The organism is Janibacter terrae (assembly GCF_039636765.1).
Taxonomy (GTDB): Bacteria; Actinomycetota; Actinomycetes; order Actinomycetales; family Dermatophilaceae; genus Janibacter; species Janibacter terrae.
The window spans coordinates 162,127-178,868 of the sequence record NZ_CP144167.1 but is presented as its reverse complement, the minus strand read 5'-3'; the positions used below and the strand labels follow the sequence as shown (position 1 = coordinate 178,868).

The following is a 16,742-nucleotide window of genomic DNA, read 5'->3' as shown; positions in this document are numbered from 1 at the left end:
CGAGGTGAGCCCCGACCCCTCCGCAGAGCACGTCCGGTGCTCGATCGCCGCCCGTGAGCGCGGCGACGTGCCGGTCGGCACGGCCGTGCCGGCGCGGTACTGGATGCTCGTCGCCCACCCCGGCCCGTGGCCGGTCAAACCGATCACCGCCCCGCCCCTCACCGAGGTGGGCGACGCCCTCGCGGCGGCGCTCGACCGCTTCGGTGCCCGGCTCCAGCTCATCCGGCGGCACGGTCGCCAGGAGCGCGAGGTCGTCGCGGCCGACGGCAACCCGGTCTTCCTCGTCGACGTGCGCCGCGGGCTCGTCGGACGGGCCACGTGGGAGCGGCCCGAGGACCTCGTCGAGCTCGCCGGGCGCTTCGACGACCTGCCCTCCCCGAGCGCCGAGCCGCTCTTCCTCGTGTGCACGCACGGACGCAAGGACGTGTGCTGCGCCATCGACGGCCGCGTCGTCGCGGCCGTGCTCGACGACGCCCTGCCCGGTGCCGTCTGGGAGACGACCCACCTCGGCGGTGACCGCTTCGCCGGCAACGTGACGATCCTGCCCGAGGGCTCGATGTACGGGCGCCTCGAGGGTGACACCGCCCCGCAGGTCGTGCTCGACCACCTCGACGGACGGGTCGACCTCGAGCGGTGGCGCGGTCGCTGCTCGTGGCACCCGGCGGCCCAGGCCGCCGTCCACGACGTGCTGCGCGAGGGTGAGGTCCGGCTGGCGGACATCGCTGTGCCGCAGGTCGACCTGATCGGCGAGGAGACGTGGCGGGTGACGGTCACGGCGGGCGGGAGGACCTCCCTTCGCCGGGTCACCCGGACGATGTCCGAGGCCCACGTCCTCACCTGCGCCGGGGTGCCCAAGCAGCAGGCCCTGTACGACGTGCGTCCGACCGACGGATCCGGCGTCTGACCCATCCACGCGAGCGACTATTCTCGGCGCCCATGACGACGACGCCGCAGACCACCGACGCAGCAGACGAGCATCTCGCCGACTGGGCAGACCGACAGGCCAAGGCCGAGGCCATGATCCCCGCCGTGGGTCGCCTCTACCGGGAGCACGGGGTGGTCACCTCGATCCACGGCCGGCCGCTCATCGGGCAGTCCTCGACCGAGATCCTCAAGGCGCACCGCTTCGCCCGCCGCGTCGACGTCGAGCTGACCCTCGACGACACGCTGCCGATGATCGAGGCGCTCGCGGCGCTCGACCTCGGTCCGGCCTCCGTCGACATCGCCCGCCTGCACCGCCGTCGCCTCGAGACCGGTGAGGGCCTCGCGCTCGAGGACTTCCTGCGCGCCGAGCTCGGTGACGTCGTCGGCGGCGGCTCCGGTGGCGGCAGCCGCCAGAGCACCGACGTCGTGCTCTACGGCTTCGGCCGCATCGGCCGCCTCCTCGCCCGCATCCTCATCGAGCACGCGGGCAACGGCCAGGGCCTGCGCCTGCGCGCCGTCGTTGTGCGCCGCGGTGCCGACAACGACCTGTCCAAGCGCGCCAGCCTCCTGCGCCGCGACTCGGTCCACGGGTCCTTCCCCGGCACGATCACGGTCGACGAGGACAACAACACGATCCTCGCCAACGGCACGCTCATCCAGGTTATCTACTCCGACAGCCCCTCGAGCGTCGACTACACGCAGTACGGCATCAACGACGCGATCGTCGTCGACAACACCGGCCGGTGGCGCGACGAGGAGGGCCTGTCCCAGCACCTGCAGTGCCCCGGCGTCTCGCGCGTCCTGCTCACCGCCCCGGGCAAGGGCGGCCTGCCCAACATCGTCAGCGGCATCAACGACGCGATGATCGGTGACAGCAAGGTCGTCACCGCTGCCTCGTGCACGACCAACGCGATCGTCCCGACGCTCAAGGTCATCAACGACGAGTACGGCGTGGTCGGCGGCCACATCGAGACCGTCCACTCCTTCACCAACGACCAGAACCTCATCGACAACTTCCACAAGGGTGAGCGTCGCGGCCGCTCCGCGGCCCTGAACATGGTCCTCACCGAAACCGGTGCCGCCAAGGCGGTCGCCAAGGCGCTGCCCGAGCTCGAGGGCAAGCTCACCGGCAACTCGGTGCGCGTCCCCACGCCCAACGTGTCGATGGCGATCCTCAACCTCACCCTCGAGAAGCCGGTCGAGCGCGAGACCCTCAACGACTTCCTGCGCCAGGCCTCGCTCTACGGCGACCTGCACAAGCAGCTCGACTACATCGACAGCCCCGAGGTGGTCTCCACCGACTTCGTCGGCAACCGCCACGCGGGCATCGTCGACGGCCGCGCGACCATCACCGCTGGCGACCGCGTCGTCCTCTACGTCTGGTACGACAACGAGTTCGGCTACTCGTGCCAGGTCGTGCGCGTCCTCGAGGAGATCGCGGCGGTCCACCCGCCGGTCTTCCCCGCGGTCTGAGCGGCGGCGGGGAGGCCGCGCCGCCTCAAGATTATCGGGTCACCCGAGAAACCTCGGGTTCGCAAGAGTTTCAAACTCTTGCTGAGCGGGGGTTTAACGGGTGACCCGATAATCATGGGGCCAGTGGGACTCGCGCCCCCGCCACCCCACCTCAGGGGCGAAGGGGGCGGACGCTCAGCTCGTCGCCGCCGCAGGTGCGTCCCTCGGCCGGGTCCTCGACGATCCGCGAGGCGTTGAGCACCGACAGCGAGTCGAAGCTCGGCCGGCCCTCGATGACCGAGCGGTACTGGTAGCGCACGAGGCGCTGGGCGCGGCAGGAGGAGTCGAAGGTCAGCACGTCGAAGGAGCTCGGCTGGCCGACGAGCTCGGCGTCGGGCCCACCGACGAAGTGCGACAGCGTCCCGCCGCCCGTGAAGGTGCCCACCTGCAGCCGGTTGCCGTCGAGCAGCGGGACGTGGCCGTGCCCGTGGACGCGCAGCCGGCCGGGGGCGTCGTCGAGAGCTGGTGCCTCGTGGGACACGGTGATGTCGGGTGGCTCCTGCTCGCCGAGCGCCTCGAGCCACCGATCACGCGCCGCGCCCTGGGCGTCGGTGGTGCCGTCGTCGGCGTCGCCGTAGTACCTCGGGTCGTTGAACCCGGCGATCCGCAGGCCGCCGATGTCGACCTCGCGGTAGCCGCCGTCGCCCGGCTCGAGCAGCTGCACCCCCTGCGTGCCCGCGAGTTCGTCGAGGAGCGCGGTGTCGCTCGGGCTGCTGCGGTCGTGGTTGCCGGCGACGAAGACGTACGGCACGCCGAGCGAGGTGATCGAGCGGTAGAGGTTGCTCAGGCGCGCCTCCTCGACGTGCCCGAGGTTGATGAGGTCGCCCGAGTCGATGACGACGTCGACGTCCTGCTCCTGCACGATCGTGCGCATCAGCGCGTACTGGTTGGCGGAGTGGATGTCGGAGACGAGCAGCACGCGCAGGGCCTCGCCGCCGGGGACCTCCTCGGGCGCGTACTCGTCCTGCATCGCGGCGGAGAGGGCGAGCAGGTTGCGCAGGTAGGGGGTCGCCTGGTCGGCGCGCTGCTCGACGTCGTCGAGGAGGCCGCGGTTGGCGATGGCCAGCTGGAGCAGCCCGGTCGAGTCGAGCGCGAGGAGCCGGTCGGCCTGGTAGGTGCGCTGCGCGGAGACCCCGGAGAGCGCGCAGGTGAGGGCGGCGACGGTGAGCGAGCCGACCGCCGTCCGGGGCGAAGGGAGTCCCCGTCGCCGCAGGCCGACGCCGAGGAGGACGACGCCGAGCCCGAGCGCGGCACCGGCGGCGAAGCGCAGGCCGACGCCCGTCGCGGCCTCGCGGATGACCCGGGTGCGTTCGTCGGGGCCGACGTCGAGGGCGCTGGCGTCGAGGTCGCCGGAGCGGACGAGCTCGGTGATCTCCGGCTTGACGCGCGGCGCGACGTCGACGCCCGGGGCCAGCCCGGAGAAGCGGGCCGACACGCTCCCGACGACCGTGTCCGTCCCGATCCGCGAGCGGTCGCCCCACCCTGGGGCGAGCCGCACGTCGGCGGCGTAGTACCCGGTCTCGACCGTGACGGGCCACAGCGCGGCGGTGACGAGCCCACCGGTGAGCGTCGCGGCGGCCACGAGCGCGGCCATGCCGGCGCGTCGCATCAGCTCGGTCCATCGCACCGCCCCACTGTAGGCAGACGGCCGCTGGCACCCACATTGCTACTTGTCGGTAACCGCGTCTAGGCTCACGGCATGAACGCAGATGCCATCGTCGTCGGCCACGGACTGGCCGGGCTCGTCGCGGCCGCGGAGCTCGCGGATGCCGGCCGACGGGTCCTCCTCGTCGACCAGGAGAGCGAGGCCAACCTCGGGGGACAGGCGCACTGGTCCTTCGGTGGGCTGTTCTTCGTCGACAGCCCCGAGCAGCGTCGCCTGGGCATCAAGGACTCCGCGGACCTCGCGCACTCGGACTGGATGAACACCGCCGGATTCGACCGGGACGAGGACCACTGGCCGCGCCGGTGGGCGCAGGCCTACCTCGACTTCGCCGGCGGGGAGAAGCGCGCCTGGCTCCACGAGCAGGGGATGCGCTGGTTCCCGATCGTCGGCTGGGCCGAGCGCGGCGACGGCTCCGCGCACGGCCACGGCAACTCGGTCCCTCGGTTCCACATCACGTGGGGGACGGGACCGGGGGTGGTCGCCCCCTTCGTCCGTCGTGTCGAGGAGGCGCGCGAAGGGGGCCTGGTCACCTACGCGCACCGCCATCGCGTCGACGAGCTGGTCGTCGAAGGGGGTGCCGTCGTCGGCGTCCGAGGCGTCCGGCTCGCGGCCGACCCGGCCGAGCGCGGTGTCGCGACCAACCGCGACCCCGTGGGCGGATTCGAGCTGCGGGCGCCGGTCGTGCTCGTCGCCTCCGGCGGCATCGGCGGCAACCACGACCTCGTCCGGGAGAACTGGCCCGAGCGCCTCGGGACCCCGCCCCGGCGCATGGTCACGGGTGTGCCCGCGCACGTCGACGGCCGGATGATCGCCATCACCGAGGCCGCCGGAGGGCGCCTCATCAACCGCGACCGCATGTGGCACTACGTCGAGGGGATCCGCAACTGGGACCCGATCTGGGCCGGTCACGGCATCCGGATCCTGCCCGGGCCGAGCTCCATGTGGCTCGACGCCGAGGGCAACCGCCTGCCGGCGCCGCTGCTCCCGGGGTACGACACCCTCGGCACCCTCGAGCACCTGCGCCGGACCGGCCACGACCACTCGTGGTTCGTCACCAACCGGTCGGTCGCGGGCAAGGAGTTCGCGCTGTCCGGGTCGGAGCAGAACCAGGACCTCACCGGCAAGGACATCGGCGGCGTCATCCGCAAGCGCTCGCTCGCCGACGTCACGCCGTCGATGCAGGCCTTCCTCGACCACGGCGCCGACTTCGTCCAGGCCGACACGGTCGAGGAGCTCGTCGCGCAGATGAACGGGCTGGTCGAGGACGGTGAGCCGCAGCTCGACGTCGCGCACGTCAAGCGCCTGCTCGACGAGCGCGACGCGCAGCTGGACAACGCCTACTCCAAGGACGCCCAGGTCGCCGCGATGCGCGTGGCCCGCAGCTACATCGGGGACAAGATCTCCAAGCGGGCCTACCCGCCGCACAAGCTCCAGGACCCCAAGAAGGGGCCGCTCGTCGGCGTCAAGCTGCACATCCTCTCCCGCAAGACCCTCGGGGGCTTCGAGACCGACCTGTCCGCGCGGGTCCTCGGGCACGACGGGGAGCCGGTCCGCGGGCTGTACGCGGCGGGCGAGGCGGCCGGCTTTGGCGGCGGCGGCCTCCACGGCTACCGCGCGCTCGAGGGCACCTTCCTCGGCGGGTGCATCTTCTCCGGCCGCACCGCGGGGCGGGCGATGGGCGCCGAGCTCGGGGACTGACCCCCTTCGTCCGGCCGCGGGAGCCCGCATTGCCCTAGGGGAATGCGGGCTCGCGGCTGCATTCCCCTAGGGCAATGCGAAGGGGGGAGGGGTCGCGTCAGGCGGTGAGCAGGATCTTGCCGATGTGGCCGCTCGCCTCGAGCTCGCGGTGGGCGTCGGCCGCCCGGTCGAGCGGGTGCGTGCCCTGGACGATCGGGCGGACCGCGCCGTCCTCGATGAGCGGCCAGACGTGCTCGCGGACCGCGGCGACGATCGCCGCCTTCTCCTCAGCGGGCCGGGCGCGCAAGGAGGTCGCGATGACCGCGGCCCGCTTGCTGAGGAGCTTGCCGAGGTCGAGCTCGCCCTTGCGGCCACCCATGAGGCCGATGACGACCAGACGCCCCGACGTGGCCAGGACGTCGACGTTGCGGGGCAGGTACTTCGCCCCCATGAGGTCGAGGACCACGTCGGCGCCGTGGCCGTCGGTCGCGGCCCGGACCTCCTCGACGAAGTCCTGCTCCTTGTAGTCGACGAGGATCTCGGCGCCCAGGTCGCGGCAGACGTCGAGCTTGTCCTGCGAGCCGGCCGTCACCGCCACGCGCGCCCCGGCCGCCGTGGCGAGCTGGATGGCCATCGTGCCGATGCCGGAGGACCCACCGTGCACGAGGAAGACCTCACCGGGCTGCAGGTTGGCCGTCATGAAGACGTTGGACCAGACCGTGCACGCCACCTCGGGCAACCCCGCGGCGTCGGTGAGGGAGACCCCCTTCGGCACGGGGAGGAGCTGTGCCGCGGGGACCTTGACCTGCTCCGCGTAACCGCCGCCGTCGACGAGGGCGCAGACCTCGTCGCCGACGGACCAGCCCTCGACCTGCGGGCCGACCTCGCGGACCGTGCCCGAGACCTCGAGGCCCGGCAGGGGGGAGGCGCCCTTCGGCGGCGGGTAGTGCCCGAGGCGCTGCATGACGTCCGCGCGGTTGACCCCCGCGGCGACCATGTCGACGACGACCTCGCCGGGACCCGCCACGGGCGGGTGGACCTCGGTGACCTGCAGGACGTCGGCGTCACCGGGCTCGTTGATTGAGATGCCGCGCATCAGGAGACCTTGTCGAGCTCGCCCTCGAGGTTGCGCATCGCGTCGGGCAGGTGGCCCGCCGACTTCTTGTAGAAGTGGGCCGCCTGGCGCGTGGCCATCGTGCGCGCCAGACCCATCGCGAGGCCCGCGAGTGCGGCGAAGGCGATCGCCTCACCGATCGGGTTCTCCGGGTTGTTGGGGTCGATCGACTCGTCCCTGCCGGCGCGCGACCAGATGACCTGCACGATCTTGTTCGCGACCATGCCGGCCAGGATCGCCGAGCCCGTGCCGAGGATCTTCCAGACCATGTTGCCCACGTCGGTGTTCCCTTCAACGTCGATCGGTGGCCGACGGATTCGCCCACCCGGTACGGGTCCCACACTGCCACAGGACGTCCTCCCGGTCCGCCGGGCCACCGGGCTCGGTATGCTGGTCGGGCACGACAGGGGAGCGCAGCAGCGCTGAGAGTGCGGGCAACCGCAGACCCTCGTACCTGATCCGGCTAGCACCGGCGTAGGGAGTCGAGTCTCAAGGGACGTCGTCGCCGGCACGACCCTGCGGTCGCGTCGACGACCACGGTCCTCCCTGTGGGTTACGACACAGGAGATGCACCCATCATGACCACCACCACGTCCTCGACGGAGCGCGCCACCGCGACCGTCCTCGCTACCCGCCCGCTCATGCGGTGGCGCACCGTCGACCTGCTGACCATCGCCTTCCTCGGCGTGGCCTTCGGCGTCGCCTACTGGGGCTACGGCCTGCTCTACAACGGCCCGATCTCCGCGCTCGGGCTCGCCTTCCAGCCCCTCTTCGGGCTCTTCGTCGGCTTCTGGTTCATCGCCGGGATCGTCGGTGGCCTCGTCGTCCGCCGTCCCGGCGCCGCCCTGGCCTGCGAGCTCATCGCCGCGATCGTCTCGGCCCTCTTCGGCAACCAGTGGGGCGTGACGACCATCGTCTCCGGGCTCGCGCAGGGACTCGGGGCCGAGATCGCCTTCGCGATCTTCGCCTACAAGGCCTTCGGCCCCGCCGTCGCGGTCCTCGCCGGTGCGCTGTCAGCGCCCCTGGAGTGGGTCTACGAGATCGCGTACTACTTCACCGACTGGACCTGGACCTGGAAGCTCGCCTACCTCCCGCTCATGGTCGTCTCGGGTCTCGTCGTCGCCGGCATCGGCGGGTGGCTGCTCACCCGGGCTCTCGCGCGGGCCGGCGCGCTCAACCCCTTCCCGCCCGGGCAGGAGCTCCTCGAGCGGCGGGCCGTCTGATCGGTGACCGCTGACCATGCGTCCGGCGGGGGGCGGGTCGAGGTCGAGGGCCTCACCTGGCGCCCCGTCGGACGAAGAGAGCCGGTCCTGCGGGACCTGTACCTCACGCTCGACCCGGGCGAGCGTGTCCTGCTCGTCGGGCCGAGCGGGTCGGGCAAGTCCACGTTGCTGCGTGCCCTCGCCGGCCTGCTGCTCACCGTCGACTCCGGTGACCTCACGGGGTCCGTCCGGGTCGACGGCCGGGCCCCCGGGGAACGGCCCGGCACCGTCGGGCTCGTCCTGCAGGAGCCGGGCTCGGGCACCGTGGCCGCGACCGTCGAGCGCGACGTGGCCTTCGGCCTGGAGAACGTCGCGGTCGACCCGAGCGACATGCCCGCCCGCGTGGCGGCCGCGCTCGCCGCGGTCGGCCTCGACCACCTCGACCCCGGCACCCCGACCGGCGCGCTCTCGGGCGGGCAGACGCAGCGACTCGCGCTGGCCGGCGCCCTCGCCCTGCACCCCGCGCTGATGCTCCTCGACGAGCCCACCGCCATGCTCGACGACGCGAGTGCCGCCCGGGTGCGCGAGGCCGTGGTCCGCGGCGCCGCCGGCGTCACGACCGTCGTCGTCGAGCACCGGCTCGGGCCGTGGCTGCCGCACGTCGACCGCCTGCTCGTCCTCGGCCGCGACGGCCGGGTGCACCACGACGGACCACCACGGACCGTCCTGGCCGACCACGGGGAGGCCCTCGCCGCAGACGGCATCTGGGTGCCCGGCGTGCCCGCACCCGAGCCGCTCGCCGTCGACCTCGGTCCGCTCGCCGTCCCGGCCACCGACCCGGTCATCACGGTCGACCCCCTCGTCGTCGAGCGTCGGCGAAGCCGCCTCGACGGCAGCAGCGAGGTGAGCACCGCCCTCGTCACGGACACCCCGCTCGACCTGCGGGCCCACCGGGCCACGGCGCTCACCGGGCCGAGCGGTGGGGGCAAGAGCACGTGGCTGGCGGCGATCGCGGGGCTCCTGCCCCCTTCGTCCGGGGGTGTGATGACGGGCGATGGCCGGGACGTGGCCGGGTTGCCGGCGACGGAGGTCGCGCCGCTCATCGGATGGGTGCCGCAGTGGAGCTCGAGCGCGCTCCTCGCGCGGACGGTCCTGGACGAGGTGACCCTGACCGGCGCCACCCTCGGCGCCCCGGACGAAGGGGGCGCCCGTCACCTGCTCGAGGTGCTCGGCCTCGCCCACCTCGAGTCCGCCGACCCGCAGACCCTCTCCGGCGGCGAGCAGCGCCGCCTGGCCGTCGCCGCCGCCCTCGCCCACGGCCCGGCCGCCGTGCTCGCCGACGAGCCGACGGTCGGCCAGGACCGGGGCACCTGGTCGGCCGTGACCGGGCTCCTCCTCGCGCACCGCGCCCGCGGCGGCGCGGTCGTCGCCGCCACGCACGACGCCGACCTCGTCGCGCTCGTCGATGAGACCAGGCCCGTCGTGCCACCGCCCGCGGCGCCGCCCCGGACCACCCCGCGTGCGGTCCTGTCGCGCTGCGGTCCGCTCTCCCTCTTCGCCGCCGCGGCCCTGCCGATGGTCGCGGCGGTCCTCTCGCCGGGCTGGCAGGTCTCGCTCGCGATCCTCGGGCTGCTCGCTCTCGGTGCACTCGTCGGTCTGGCCAACCAGCGCGGGTCGGGCGGCGGGTGGACCGACGCCGCGCGGTGGCGCGCACTCGGTATCCGGCTCGTCCCGGCGCTCCTCGGTGCTCTCGGCGTCGGGTGGTCGACCTGGCTCCTCGGGGCGCGCGAGGTCGACACGGCGCTGTCCGCGGCGACTCGGTTGCTCGTCATCGTCGTCCCCTCGGCGATCACCCTCGCCTTCGTCGACCCCGACGACCTCGCCGACCACCTCGCCCAGCGGCTGCGGCTGCCGCCGCGGCCGGTCGTCGCCCTCGGCGCGGCGCTCCAGCGCGTGCAGTCCTTCGGCGAGGTGTGGGCCGAGATCGGGTGGGCGCGCCGGCTGCGCGGCCAGGGCATCACGTGGCGACGGCCGGGGTCGGTGCTCGCGCACCTGTGGGCCTCGACCTTCGGCATGCTGCTGCGCTCGCTCGGGTCGGCCGCGACCCTCGCCGTGGCGATGGACGCCCGGGGCTTCGCGACGGCGGGCCGGCGCACCTGGGTCTCACGGGCGCCGTGGACCCGGGCCGACACCCTCGTCGTCGTGGCCGCGCTCGTCCCGGTCGTGGTCGCGCTCGCCGCGCGGGCCTGACTCAGCAGGAGCCCTTGAGCTCCTCGAACCAGGCGATCTGCCACCCCGACGGGCTGGGCCACTGCCGGTTGATGACGTGGAAGCGCACCGGGTGCGGGCCCGGCCCCTGCGAACCCTCGACCTTGGCGCCGCTCGCGTCGACCGCGTACGTCGCGCTCTCGTCGATGCACCCGCGCACCTCGACGAAGGGGGCGACCGCAACCCCGCCCTTCGCGGGAGGGTCCAGGTCGATGTCGGTCGCCTCGGGGTCGGCGGTGAGCTTCGCCTGGCCGGACATCCGGTGGTGCTCGACGTCGAGCTCGCCCGCCTCGGCGACGACCGAGGTGGCCGCGCGCCCCTCGGCGAAGCCGATCGAGGAGGTGTCGCGGTAGCTCCCGGGGTCGCTGAGCACCGTGTTGCGGCCGCTCACGTACTGGTACACGGCCCCGCGGGCGCGCTCCTTCGCCACCTCCTCACCGGTCGGCGGCGTCGTCGTGCTCGAGCTCACGAGCTGTCGATCGATGGTCTCGTCCGGGTACTCCTCGCCGCACCCGGAGAGCAGGAGCCCGGCGACCGCGACGAGGACGAAGGGGGTGGCGCCCGCGTGGCGTCGGGTCACTTGGTGACCACCTGGTTCTCGCCGATGCGGACCCAGAGGGACTGCGGGAAGGAGAGCGTCGTGCTGTCGGGACCGGCCGCGTCGCGGAAGTCGATCTTCCAGTGCGTCGTGACCCGCACGAGGTAGTTGCCGGGCTTCTTGTACTTGTGCCCGCAGGTCGGCGTGCGGTCGCGCATGTACGGCATGAAGGCCGGGCTCTTCCCGCAGGACTTCGTCGTGCCGTCCCCCATCTCCCACACGACGTGGGTCACGCGTGCGTTGATGTAGTAGCCCGTCGACTCATCGGTCGCCTCGATCGGGCCCCACTGGGAGTCGAAGGGGGCGCGGGGCCACATCCACACCCACAGGCCGACGGGAGCCATGCGCCAGCCGTCGAAGCGGGAGTGCATCGGCACGGGGTTGGGGGCCAGACCGGGGTACATCGCGCGGAACTTGGTCCGCACGCCCCGCTCGAGGTCCTCCTGCAGGTTGCCCGGGCTGTCGGTGCGCGGCTCGCGCACGGACCAGAAGGAGTCCTTGGGGACGACCTGGCCCTCGTCGTCCAGGCCGAAGCAGGTGTAGAGCTTGCCCCTGCGCTGCCACAGGGGGTCCGACGGGTCGGGCTGGGGGTCTGCGGCGAGGACGTAGCACTGCCGCTCGTTGCTCCAGGAGCCACCGACGGCGTTCTCGCAGGGGACGGCCTCGTGCTCCGGCGCTCCGCGGTTGCACGGCGGGATGACCTTGCCGCCGCCGCCCTTGCCCCCGTCGCCGTTGCTCTTCTCACCGCCGAAGATGATCCGGCAGCTGGCGTTGAGCCCGAAGTTCTGGCAGATGCCCGCGTCGCTCGGGGGCGCGGTGGCCAGCGAGGTGACGAGCAGCAGGAGGGTGACGCCGAGGACGCCGAGGAGCCGCTCGCGGCGCAAGAGGGTCGGGGCGGACATGTGGGCCTCCTCAGACCGCGTGGTGGGTGGTCGTCCGCGTCTGCTCCGCGGTGAGCTCGGGCAGGGTGGCGAGCAGCTGGAGCGAGGCCGCCTCGAGCTCGCGGTCGGCGAGGCGCGCGCAGTCGGCGAGGCCGACCGCCGCGGCCTCCACGGCGGGCAGGTCCCCGAGCTCGTGTGCGGCGAGCAGCTGCATCCGCCACAGGGCCTCGACCCCGGGCTCGACCGTGAGGCCGACGACGGTCGCGTCGAGGGCGGTCGCCCAGCGGCCCTCCATGAGGAGCCGTCGGGCGAGCTCGGTGGCCGTGGTCGTGATGGCGAAGACCATCTGGGCCCGCAGCGCCTCGGCCCACACGTAGTGGCGCGGGTGCACCCCGGCGAAGGGGCGGCCACGCACCAGGCCGAGCGCCTGCTCGAGGTGGTCGGTCCCGGCGACGGAGGGGTCGCCGGGGACGAGCCCGCGGAAGAGTCCCCAGTCGCTCACGAGACCCTCGGCGGCCGTGCGGCCGGCGTCGGGCAGAGGGGTCTGCACGAGCCACTCGCCGAGGCCGGTGAGCGCGCGGTTGCGCACGAGCACGTGGTCGTGCTGGGCCCGGTTGGGCCACAGGGCGTCGTCGACCTCGCTGCCGCTCGCGCACGGGTGGAGGTTGACGAAGGCGGCGAGCTCGGTGAGCCGCATGCGGTGGGCGGCGGCCACCTCACCGACGTTGTCGATGTCGACCGGCCCGAGCACGCGCAGGACCGGCGCGTGCGTCGGGGCGGCGAGCTCGCGGACCCGCTCCGGGAAGGCGATGACCGGCGGCAACGGCGTACCCGGGGTCGGGGTGATCTGGTTGGACAACCAGTGGGGCGCGCTCGCCAGGGCGGTGAGGTCCAGGCCCCCGGTGCGGCGCACCGTCGGGACGTCGTCGCCCGGCGTCGACGAGCTCTGCGCCACCGGGGTGTGGACCGGCGTGTTCCAGCGGACCGGCGTCCCGTGGGCGACCCGGTCGTGCGACTGCGAGCGGCGCACCGTGGGGGCGTCGTCGACGGGCAGGTCGGCGGAGGGGTTGACGATGATGCCGGGCGCGCCCATGGCGGCCGCGGCCTCGCCGATGCTCGCCAGGGTCGGCTCGCCGTCGGGGGGCGCCCAGCGGTCGGTCGACGGGGCGACGAGGGCGAAGAGGTCGGCGAGCCGGGCGGCGTCGTGCTCGCTGAGGCGTTGCGGGTGCAGCTGCAGGTATGCCGGGGAGAGGACCGCGGTGCTCGGGTCGTCGGCGATGGTCAGCGCGTCCGCACCGTCGGGGGCGCTCGTCGCCGCGTGTGCGAGCGCGACGCGGGGGGAGGAGGCCACGGCCGTGTCGAGTCGGCGGCGGTCGCGGGCGTCGAGGTCGCCGCTGACGATGATGACCTCGCGGGCCGTCGGGCTGATCTGGACCTCCACCGAGAGGGTGTAGGTCGCCATGTCGGGCACGAAGCGCACCCGGGGGGAGGCGATGACCTGCTCCAGGGACGCATCGCCCCCGATGACCGTGACGGTCGTCGCGTCGGACCACGGGGCGGTCGCCAGCGCCAGCGTCATCGCGGCCAGGGTCTCGCGGGTGTGCTCGCCGGCACCCACGACCGCGAAGGTGCGGGCCTGCGCGAGGTTGACGAGGACCTGGGCGCCCTCGTCGTCCTGGCCGACGACGACCAGGGACGGGAAGGGGGCAGCGACCTCGGCGAGTGCCTGCCGGTCGAGCGTCACGGCCCGGTCGACGGCGAGGGTCCACAGCCGCGGGTCGGCGGTGGAGGTCCACGGCGCCGGCAGCCGCATGGGGTCGGCGAGCTGCACGTCGAGCTGCTCGCGGGTCATGCGGACCGAGTACAGCCCGGGCAGGGCGCGGCCGGCGTCTGCTGCGGATGCGGCGACGTGGCGCAGCGCGAGGTCGATGGTCTCGGCGGTGTGACGGTCGGCCGCGAGCCGCAGGTCCCGCTCGAGCCCGGTCGGGTCGGACCGGTCGGGCGTGCCCAGCCGCGCTGCGTGGCGGCGCCGCGCCAGGTCGACGAGCGCGACGAGGCCGGCGGCGGTGAGGCCCGACAGGCCGAGGACGGTGCTGCCCCACTTGTCCGCGGGGTCTCCGGCGAGCGTCGGGTCGAGCGCACCCCGGTCGGTGTCGTCGGCGTCGTCCGCGGTGGTGTCGGCAGCGGTGTCGCTGCCGAGGTTCGCGGCCGCGGTGTGGATGGTGGCGCCGGACCCGGCGCCGGCACCGGCCGCACCCGTCGTGGCGTCCTTCGCAGCGGGGTCGGCGGCGGAGTCGGCGGTGGTGTCGGCGGCGGGCGGCGTCGTGGTCGCCGAGGCGTCCCCGTCGCCGGGCAGCTGGAGGGTCCAGCCCGGCTTGATGAGGTCGGGGTCGGTCAGGCGGTCGCCGTCCGGCTGCTCGACCGAGCCGGTCGCATCGACGATCTCGGTGTAGCGGTCGCCCGACCCGAGCTCGTCCTCGGCGATGTCCCAGAGGGTGTCGCCCGCCTCGACGGTGCGGGTGTCCTCCGAGGGAGCGGTGTCGCTCGCTGCGTCAGCGGGCAGCTGCAGGGTCTGGCCGGGTGAGATCCAGTGAGAGGCCGGGATGGTGTCCCGGTTGAGGTCGACGATCTCGGTGTAGCGGGTGCCGTCACCGAGGCGCTGCTCGGCGATCGACCACAGGCTCTCGCCCCGGGCGACCTCGTGGCTGACGCTCTCGCGGGTGTCGCTCGCCCGGTCCGCGGTGGGGGCATCGCTCGCGACCTGGTCCGCCACGGCGCCCGCAGCGGAGGTGGCCGCGAGACCACCTGCGAGGGCGGTCGAGGACGCTGTCGTGGACCCGACGTCGCCCGGCATGGGGGCGGCGCTGGCGGTCGCCCAGCTGCCGACCGCGGGGAGGCTGACGAAGAGCAGCGCCGCCGTGCCGACGACGTAGCGGGCGATGCCCTGCGGGAGCGAGAGGCCCGGCAGCTGGGGCACATCGGTGCCGAGCAGCCGCGCCACGACCTCGAGGACGATCGAGAGGACGATGAAGAGCCATGCCAGCCACGCGGCGTAGCGGAAGATCGTGATGAGCACGGCCCCGTCGTCAGGGGTCGTGACGGCGTCCCACATCTCGGCGGGGGAGACCCACCGATCGGGGACCGGGCCGGCGCCGATCTGGGACATCAGCCAGGGGAAACCGACGACCAGCAGGAGGATGCCGACCAGGGCCAGCAGGCCCTTGGCCCTAGCGGCAGGAGCCGTACGCTTGTTCACTGGGGTCGTACTCCTCTCCTGAGAGGTCGGTACGGTACTGGTAGGCACTCGCCTCGCCGGTCAGCTGCTTGGAGCCCGCGCCGACGGCGCCGAGGAAGATCGGGTCGTACGTGACGCTCGTGCGCACGGTGATGGCGTGGCCACCGTCGGTCACCTGCACGGACTCGAGCCTGACGTCGGTGGGGTTGTCGGCCATGAACTCCTGGGCGGCCAGCCGGGCCAGGGGAGCCGGCACCTCGACCTCCGCGCCCTGGATGGCGCACCCCTTGTCGATGGCCTGCCCCGCGTAGCGGGCTGTCTCGGCGGCGACGTCGTTGGCGCGCTGGAGGGCGCGCACCTGCCCGCCCCCGTCGACGACCAGGCCCACGAGCGGGATCGTCGCGATGACGGCGGAGACGAAGTAGGTGCTCAGCGAGCCGCGCTCGTCGCGCAGCCGCGTCCGGGACGTAGGGAGGGACATCAGCGCTCCCGGTAGGTGTCGACGGGGCTCTTGGCGGAGGCCTCGACCGTGCGGGCGCCGTCGATCCCCGGGAGACCGAGGCCGCTCAGGTCGACCTTGCAGGTGACCGTGGCCGTGACGGACTGGCCGACGACGCCGGGATCGGTGTCCTTGCCGGTGAGGTCGAGGGCGACGTCCAGCTGGGTGCACTGGGTGCCCTGCTCGTCGAGGACCCGGGCCGCGGCCTCGCGGCCACGCTCCTCGGAGTCGCCCCCGCGCTCGATCGTCACGCTGCGTGCGGCCGCGCTCGCGGCCGACTGCATGGTCTGGTTGGCGATGGCGAGGCGCCCGCCCATGACGAGCAGCCCGAGCAGGAGCATGAAGGCCGGACCGAGGATGACCAGCTCGATGCTCGCCGAGCCGCGGTCGCCGGCCCATCGGCGCGGGGTCACCACGTGACACCACCCCCGGAGTCCTCTGCCCCGGTGAACTCCTCGATCGGGCGCGTGGAGGACTGCTCGACCGTCGGGTCCCACCCGGGGACGAGCGACATCGTCGTCCCGCGGACCTCCACGGTCACCGTCCCGGCGACCTGGTCGCGCTCGATCCGCACCTCAGGACGTTCAAGCAGGCCCTCACCGCCGGCCTTGCGGGCGAAGGCCAACGCGGCCGACCTCCCGTCGGCGTCGGTGGCCCGGAACGCGGCCGCTCCCCGCGCGCCGTCCTGGGCCGCGGCCATGGCCACGGTGCGGCCCTGGTAGTACACGGCGCCCTGGACGGCGAGCAGCAGCATGCTCAGGGCGAGGGGCAGGAGGACGACGAGCTCGAGCGTCAGCGCGCCTCGGTCGGAGCGCCAGCGCTCCGACCGTGATCGGCGTCCCCTGCCTGCGGTCATGTGATCAGTTGATCTCGCTGGTCTTGCGCTGGACGAAGGTCTTGATCGCGGTGAAGACGATGCCGACGACGGTGATGGCCGCCACGGCCCAGAGCACCTGCTCGATGGTGATCGACCCGCGGTCCTGGCGGGCGCGGTCGATGACGTCGGCCTGGCGGTCGAGGTAGTCCATGGTCTGGGCGCCCAGAACCTGGAACGTCGCGAACAGCTGGATCATGGTGAGTGCTCCCGGATGACGTGAGGTGACGCCCGGGGCTGGCGTGTCCCCCCGGACGGGCCCAAGGCTATCGGAGTCCTCCCGGGGACCCAA

The 16,742-nt window shown here is 73.3% G+C and carries 15 protein-coding genes and 1 riboswitch; of the genes, 5 read left to right on the top strand and 10 right to left on the bottom strand.

Annotation, left to right across the window (positions count from 1 at the left end; translation table 11 throughout):
- The first annotated feature begins 4 nt into the window (after positions 1-4).
- Positions 5-904 carry a sucrase ferredoxin gene (locus V3C34_RS00915; RefSeq protein ID WP_068328434.1) on the top strand — a complete coding sequence of 300 codons (900 nt, stop codon included), beginning with the start codon at positions 5-7 and terminating at the stop codon, positions 902-904.
- 32 nt (positions 905-936) lie between these two features.
- Positions 937-2,397 carry a glyceraldehyde-3-phosphate dehydrogenase gene (locus V3C34_RS00910; protein WP_068328437.1) on the top strand — a complete coding sequence of 487 codons (1,461 nt, stop codon included), beginning with the start codon at positions 937-939 and terminating at the stop codon, positions 2,395-2,397.
- A gap of 151 nt (positions 2,398-2,548) precedes the next feature.
- Here the strand turns inward: V3C34_RS00910 and V3C34_RS00905 are convergent, their stop codons facing one another.
- A complete protein-coding gene (locus tag V3C34_RS00905) occupies positions 2,549-4,063 on the bottom strand; it encodes a metallophosphoesterase family protein (protein WP_169702029.1) in 1,515 nt (504 codons plus the stop codon).
- A gap of 72 nt (positions 4,064-4,135) precedes the next feature.
- Here V3C34_RS00905 and V3C34_RS00900 point away from each other — a divergent pair, with 72 nt between their 5' ends.
- Complete coding sequence (locus tag V3C34_RS00900) at positions 4,136-5,800, top strand: FAD-binding dehydrogenase (RefSeq protein ID WP_338539260.1); 1,665 nt, start codon at positions 4,136-4,138, stop codon at positions 5,798-5,800.
- Positions 5,801-5,897: 97 nt separating this feature from the next.
- Here the strand turns inward: V3C34_RS00900 and V3C34_RS00895 are convergent, their stop codons facing one another.
- On the bottom strand, positions 5,898-6,875 hold the full coding sequence (locus V3C34_RS00895; RefSeq protein ID WP_346007805.1) for an NAD(P)H-quinone oxidoreductase: 978 nt from the start codon (positions 6,873-6,875) through the stop codon (positions 5,898-5,900).
- Positions 6,875-7,162: a DUF4235 domain-containing protein gene (locus tag V3C34_RS00890; protein WP_255218340.1), complete on the bottom strand. Its 288-nt coding sequence runs from the start codon at positions 7,160-7,162 to the stop codon at positions 6,875-6,877. The genes V3C34_RS00895 and V3C34_RS00890 overlap by 1 nt, the downstream gene beginning before the upstream one ends.
- Positions 7,163-7,288: 126 nt before the next feature.
- Positions 7,289-7,391: riboswitch (TPP riboswitch) on the top strand.
- A gap of 80 nt (positions 7,392-7,471) precedes the next feature.
- On the opposite strand from V3C34_RS00890, the gene V3C34_RS00885 reads away from it, so the two are divergent.
- Both V3C34_RS00885 and V3C34_RS00880 read left to right on the top strand, forming a co-directional pair.
- Positions 7,472-8,116, top strand: a complete 645-nt coding sequence (locus V3C34_RS00885) for an ECF transporter S component (RefSeq protein WP_346007804.1) — start codon at positions 7,472-7,474, stop codon at positions 8,114-8,116.
- Between the two features lie 3 nt (positions 8,117-8,119).
- On the top strand, positions 8,120-10,345 hold the full coding sequence (locus tag V3C34_RS00880; RefSeq protein WP_346007803.1) for an ATP-binding cassette domain-containing protein: 2,226 nt from the start codon (positions 8,120-8,122) through the stop codon (positions 10,343-10,345).
- A gap of 1 nt (position 10,346) precedes the next feature.
- Here V3C34_RS00880 and V3C34_RS00875 read toward each other — a convergent pair whose 3' ends face one another.
- Genes V3C34_RS00875 through V3C34_RS00845 form a run of 7 tightly spaced genes read right to left on the bottom strand, consistent with a single transcriptional unit; the run spans position 10,347 to position 16,649 of the window.
- Positions 10,347-10,943, bottom strand: a complete 597-nt coding sequence (locus tag V3C34_RS00875; protein ID WP_068328455.1) for a hypothetical protein — start codon at positions 10,941-10,943, stop codon at positions 10,347-10,349.
- A complete protein-coding gene (locus V3C34_RS00870; RefSeq protein WP_068328457.1) occupies positions 10,940-11,863 on the bottom strand; it encodes a PKD domain-containing protein in 924 nt (307 codons plus the stop codon). Before V3C34_RS00870 ends, V3C34_RS00875 begins: the two co-directional genes overlap by 4 nt.
- 10 nt (positions 11,864-11,873) lie before the next feature.
- Positions 11,874-15,098 (bottom strand): LysM peptidoglycan-binding domain-containing protein, encoded by a 3,225-nt coding sequence (locus V3C34_RS00865; RefSeq protein WP_346007802.1) that lies wholly within the window; start codon positions 15,096-15,098, stop codon positions 11,874-11,876.
- Entirely contained in the window at positions 15,070-15,558 is a 489-nt protein-coding gene (locus tag V3C34_RS00860; protein WP_068328463.1) for a hypothetical protein, read from the bottom strand. Before V3C34_RS00860 ends, V3C34_RS00865 begins: the two co-directional genes overlap by 29 nt.
- On the bottom strand, positions 15,558-15,989 hold the full coding sequence (locus V3C34_RS00855; RefSeq protein ID WP_245634784.1) for a TadE/TadG family type IV pilus assembly protein: 432 nt from the start codon (positions 15,987-15,989) through the stop codon (positions 15,558-15,560). The genes V3C34_RS00860 and V3C34_RS00855 overlap by 1 nt, the downstream gene beginning before the upstream one ends.
- On the bottom strand, positions 15,986-16,432 hold the full coding sequence (locus V3C34_RS00850) for a TadE/TadG family type IV pilus assembly protein (RefSeq protein ID WP_068328466.1): 447 nt from the start codon (positions 16,430-16,432) through the stop codon (positions 15,986-15,988). The genes V3C34_RS00855 and V3C34_RS00850 overlap by 4 nt, the downstream gene beginning before the upstream one ends.
- 4 nt (positions 16,433-16,436) lie before the next feature.
- Positions 16,437-16,649: a hypothetical protein gene (locus V3C34_RS00845; protein ID WP_068328469.1), complete on the bottom strand. Its 213-nt coding sequence runs from the start codon at positions 16,647-16,649 to the stop codon at positions 16,437-16,439.
- Positions 16,650-16,742: the final 93 nt, after the last annotated feature.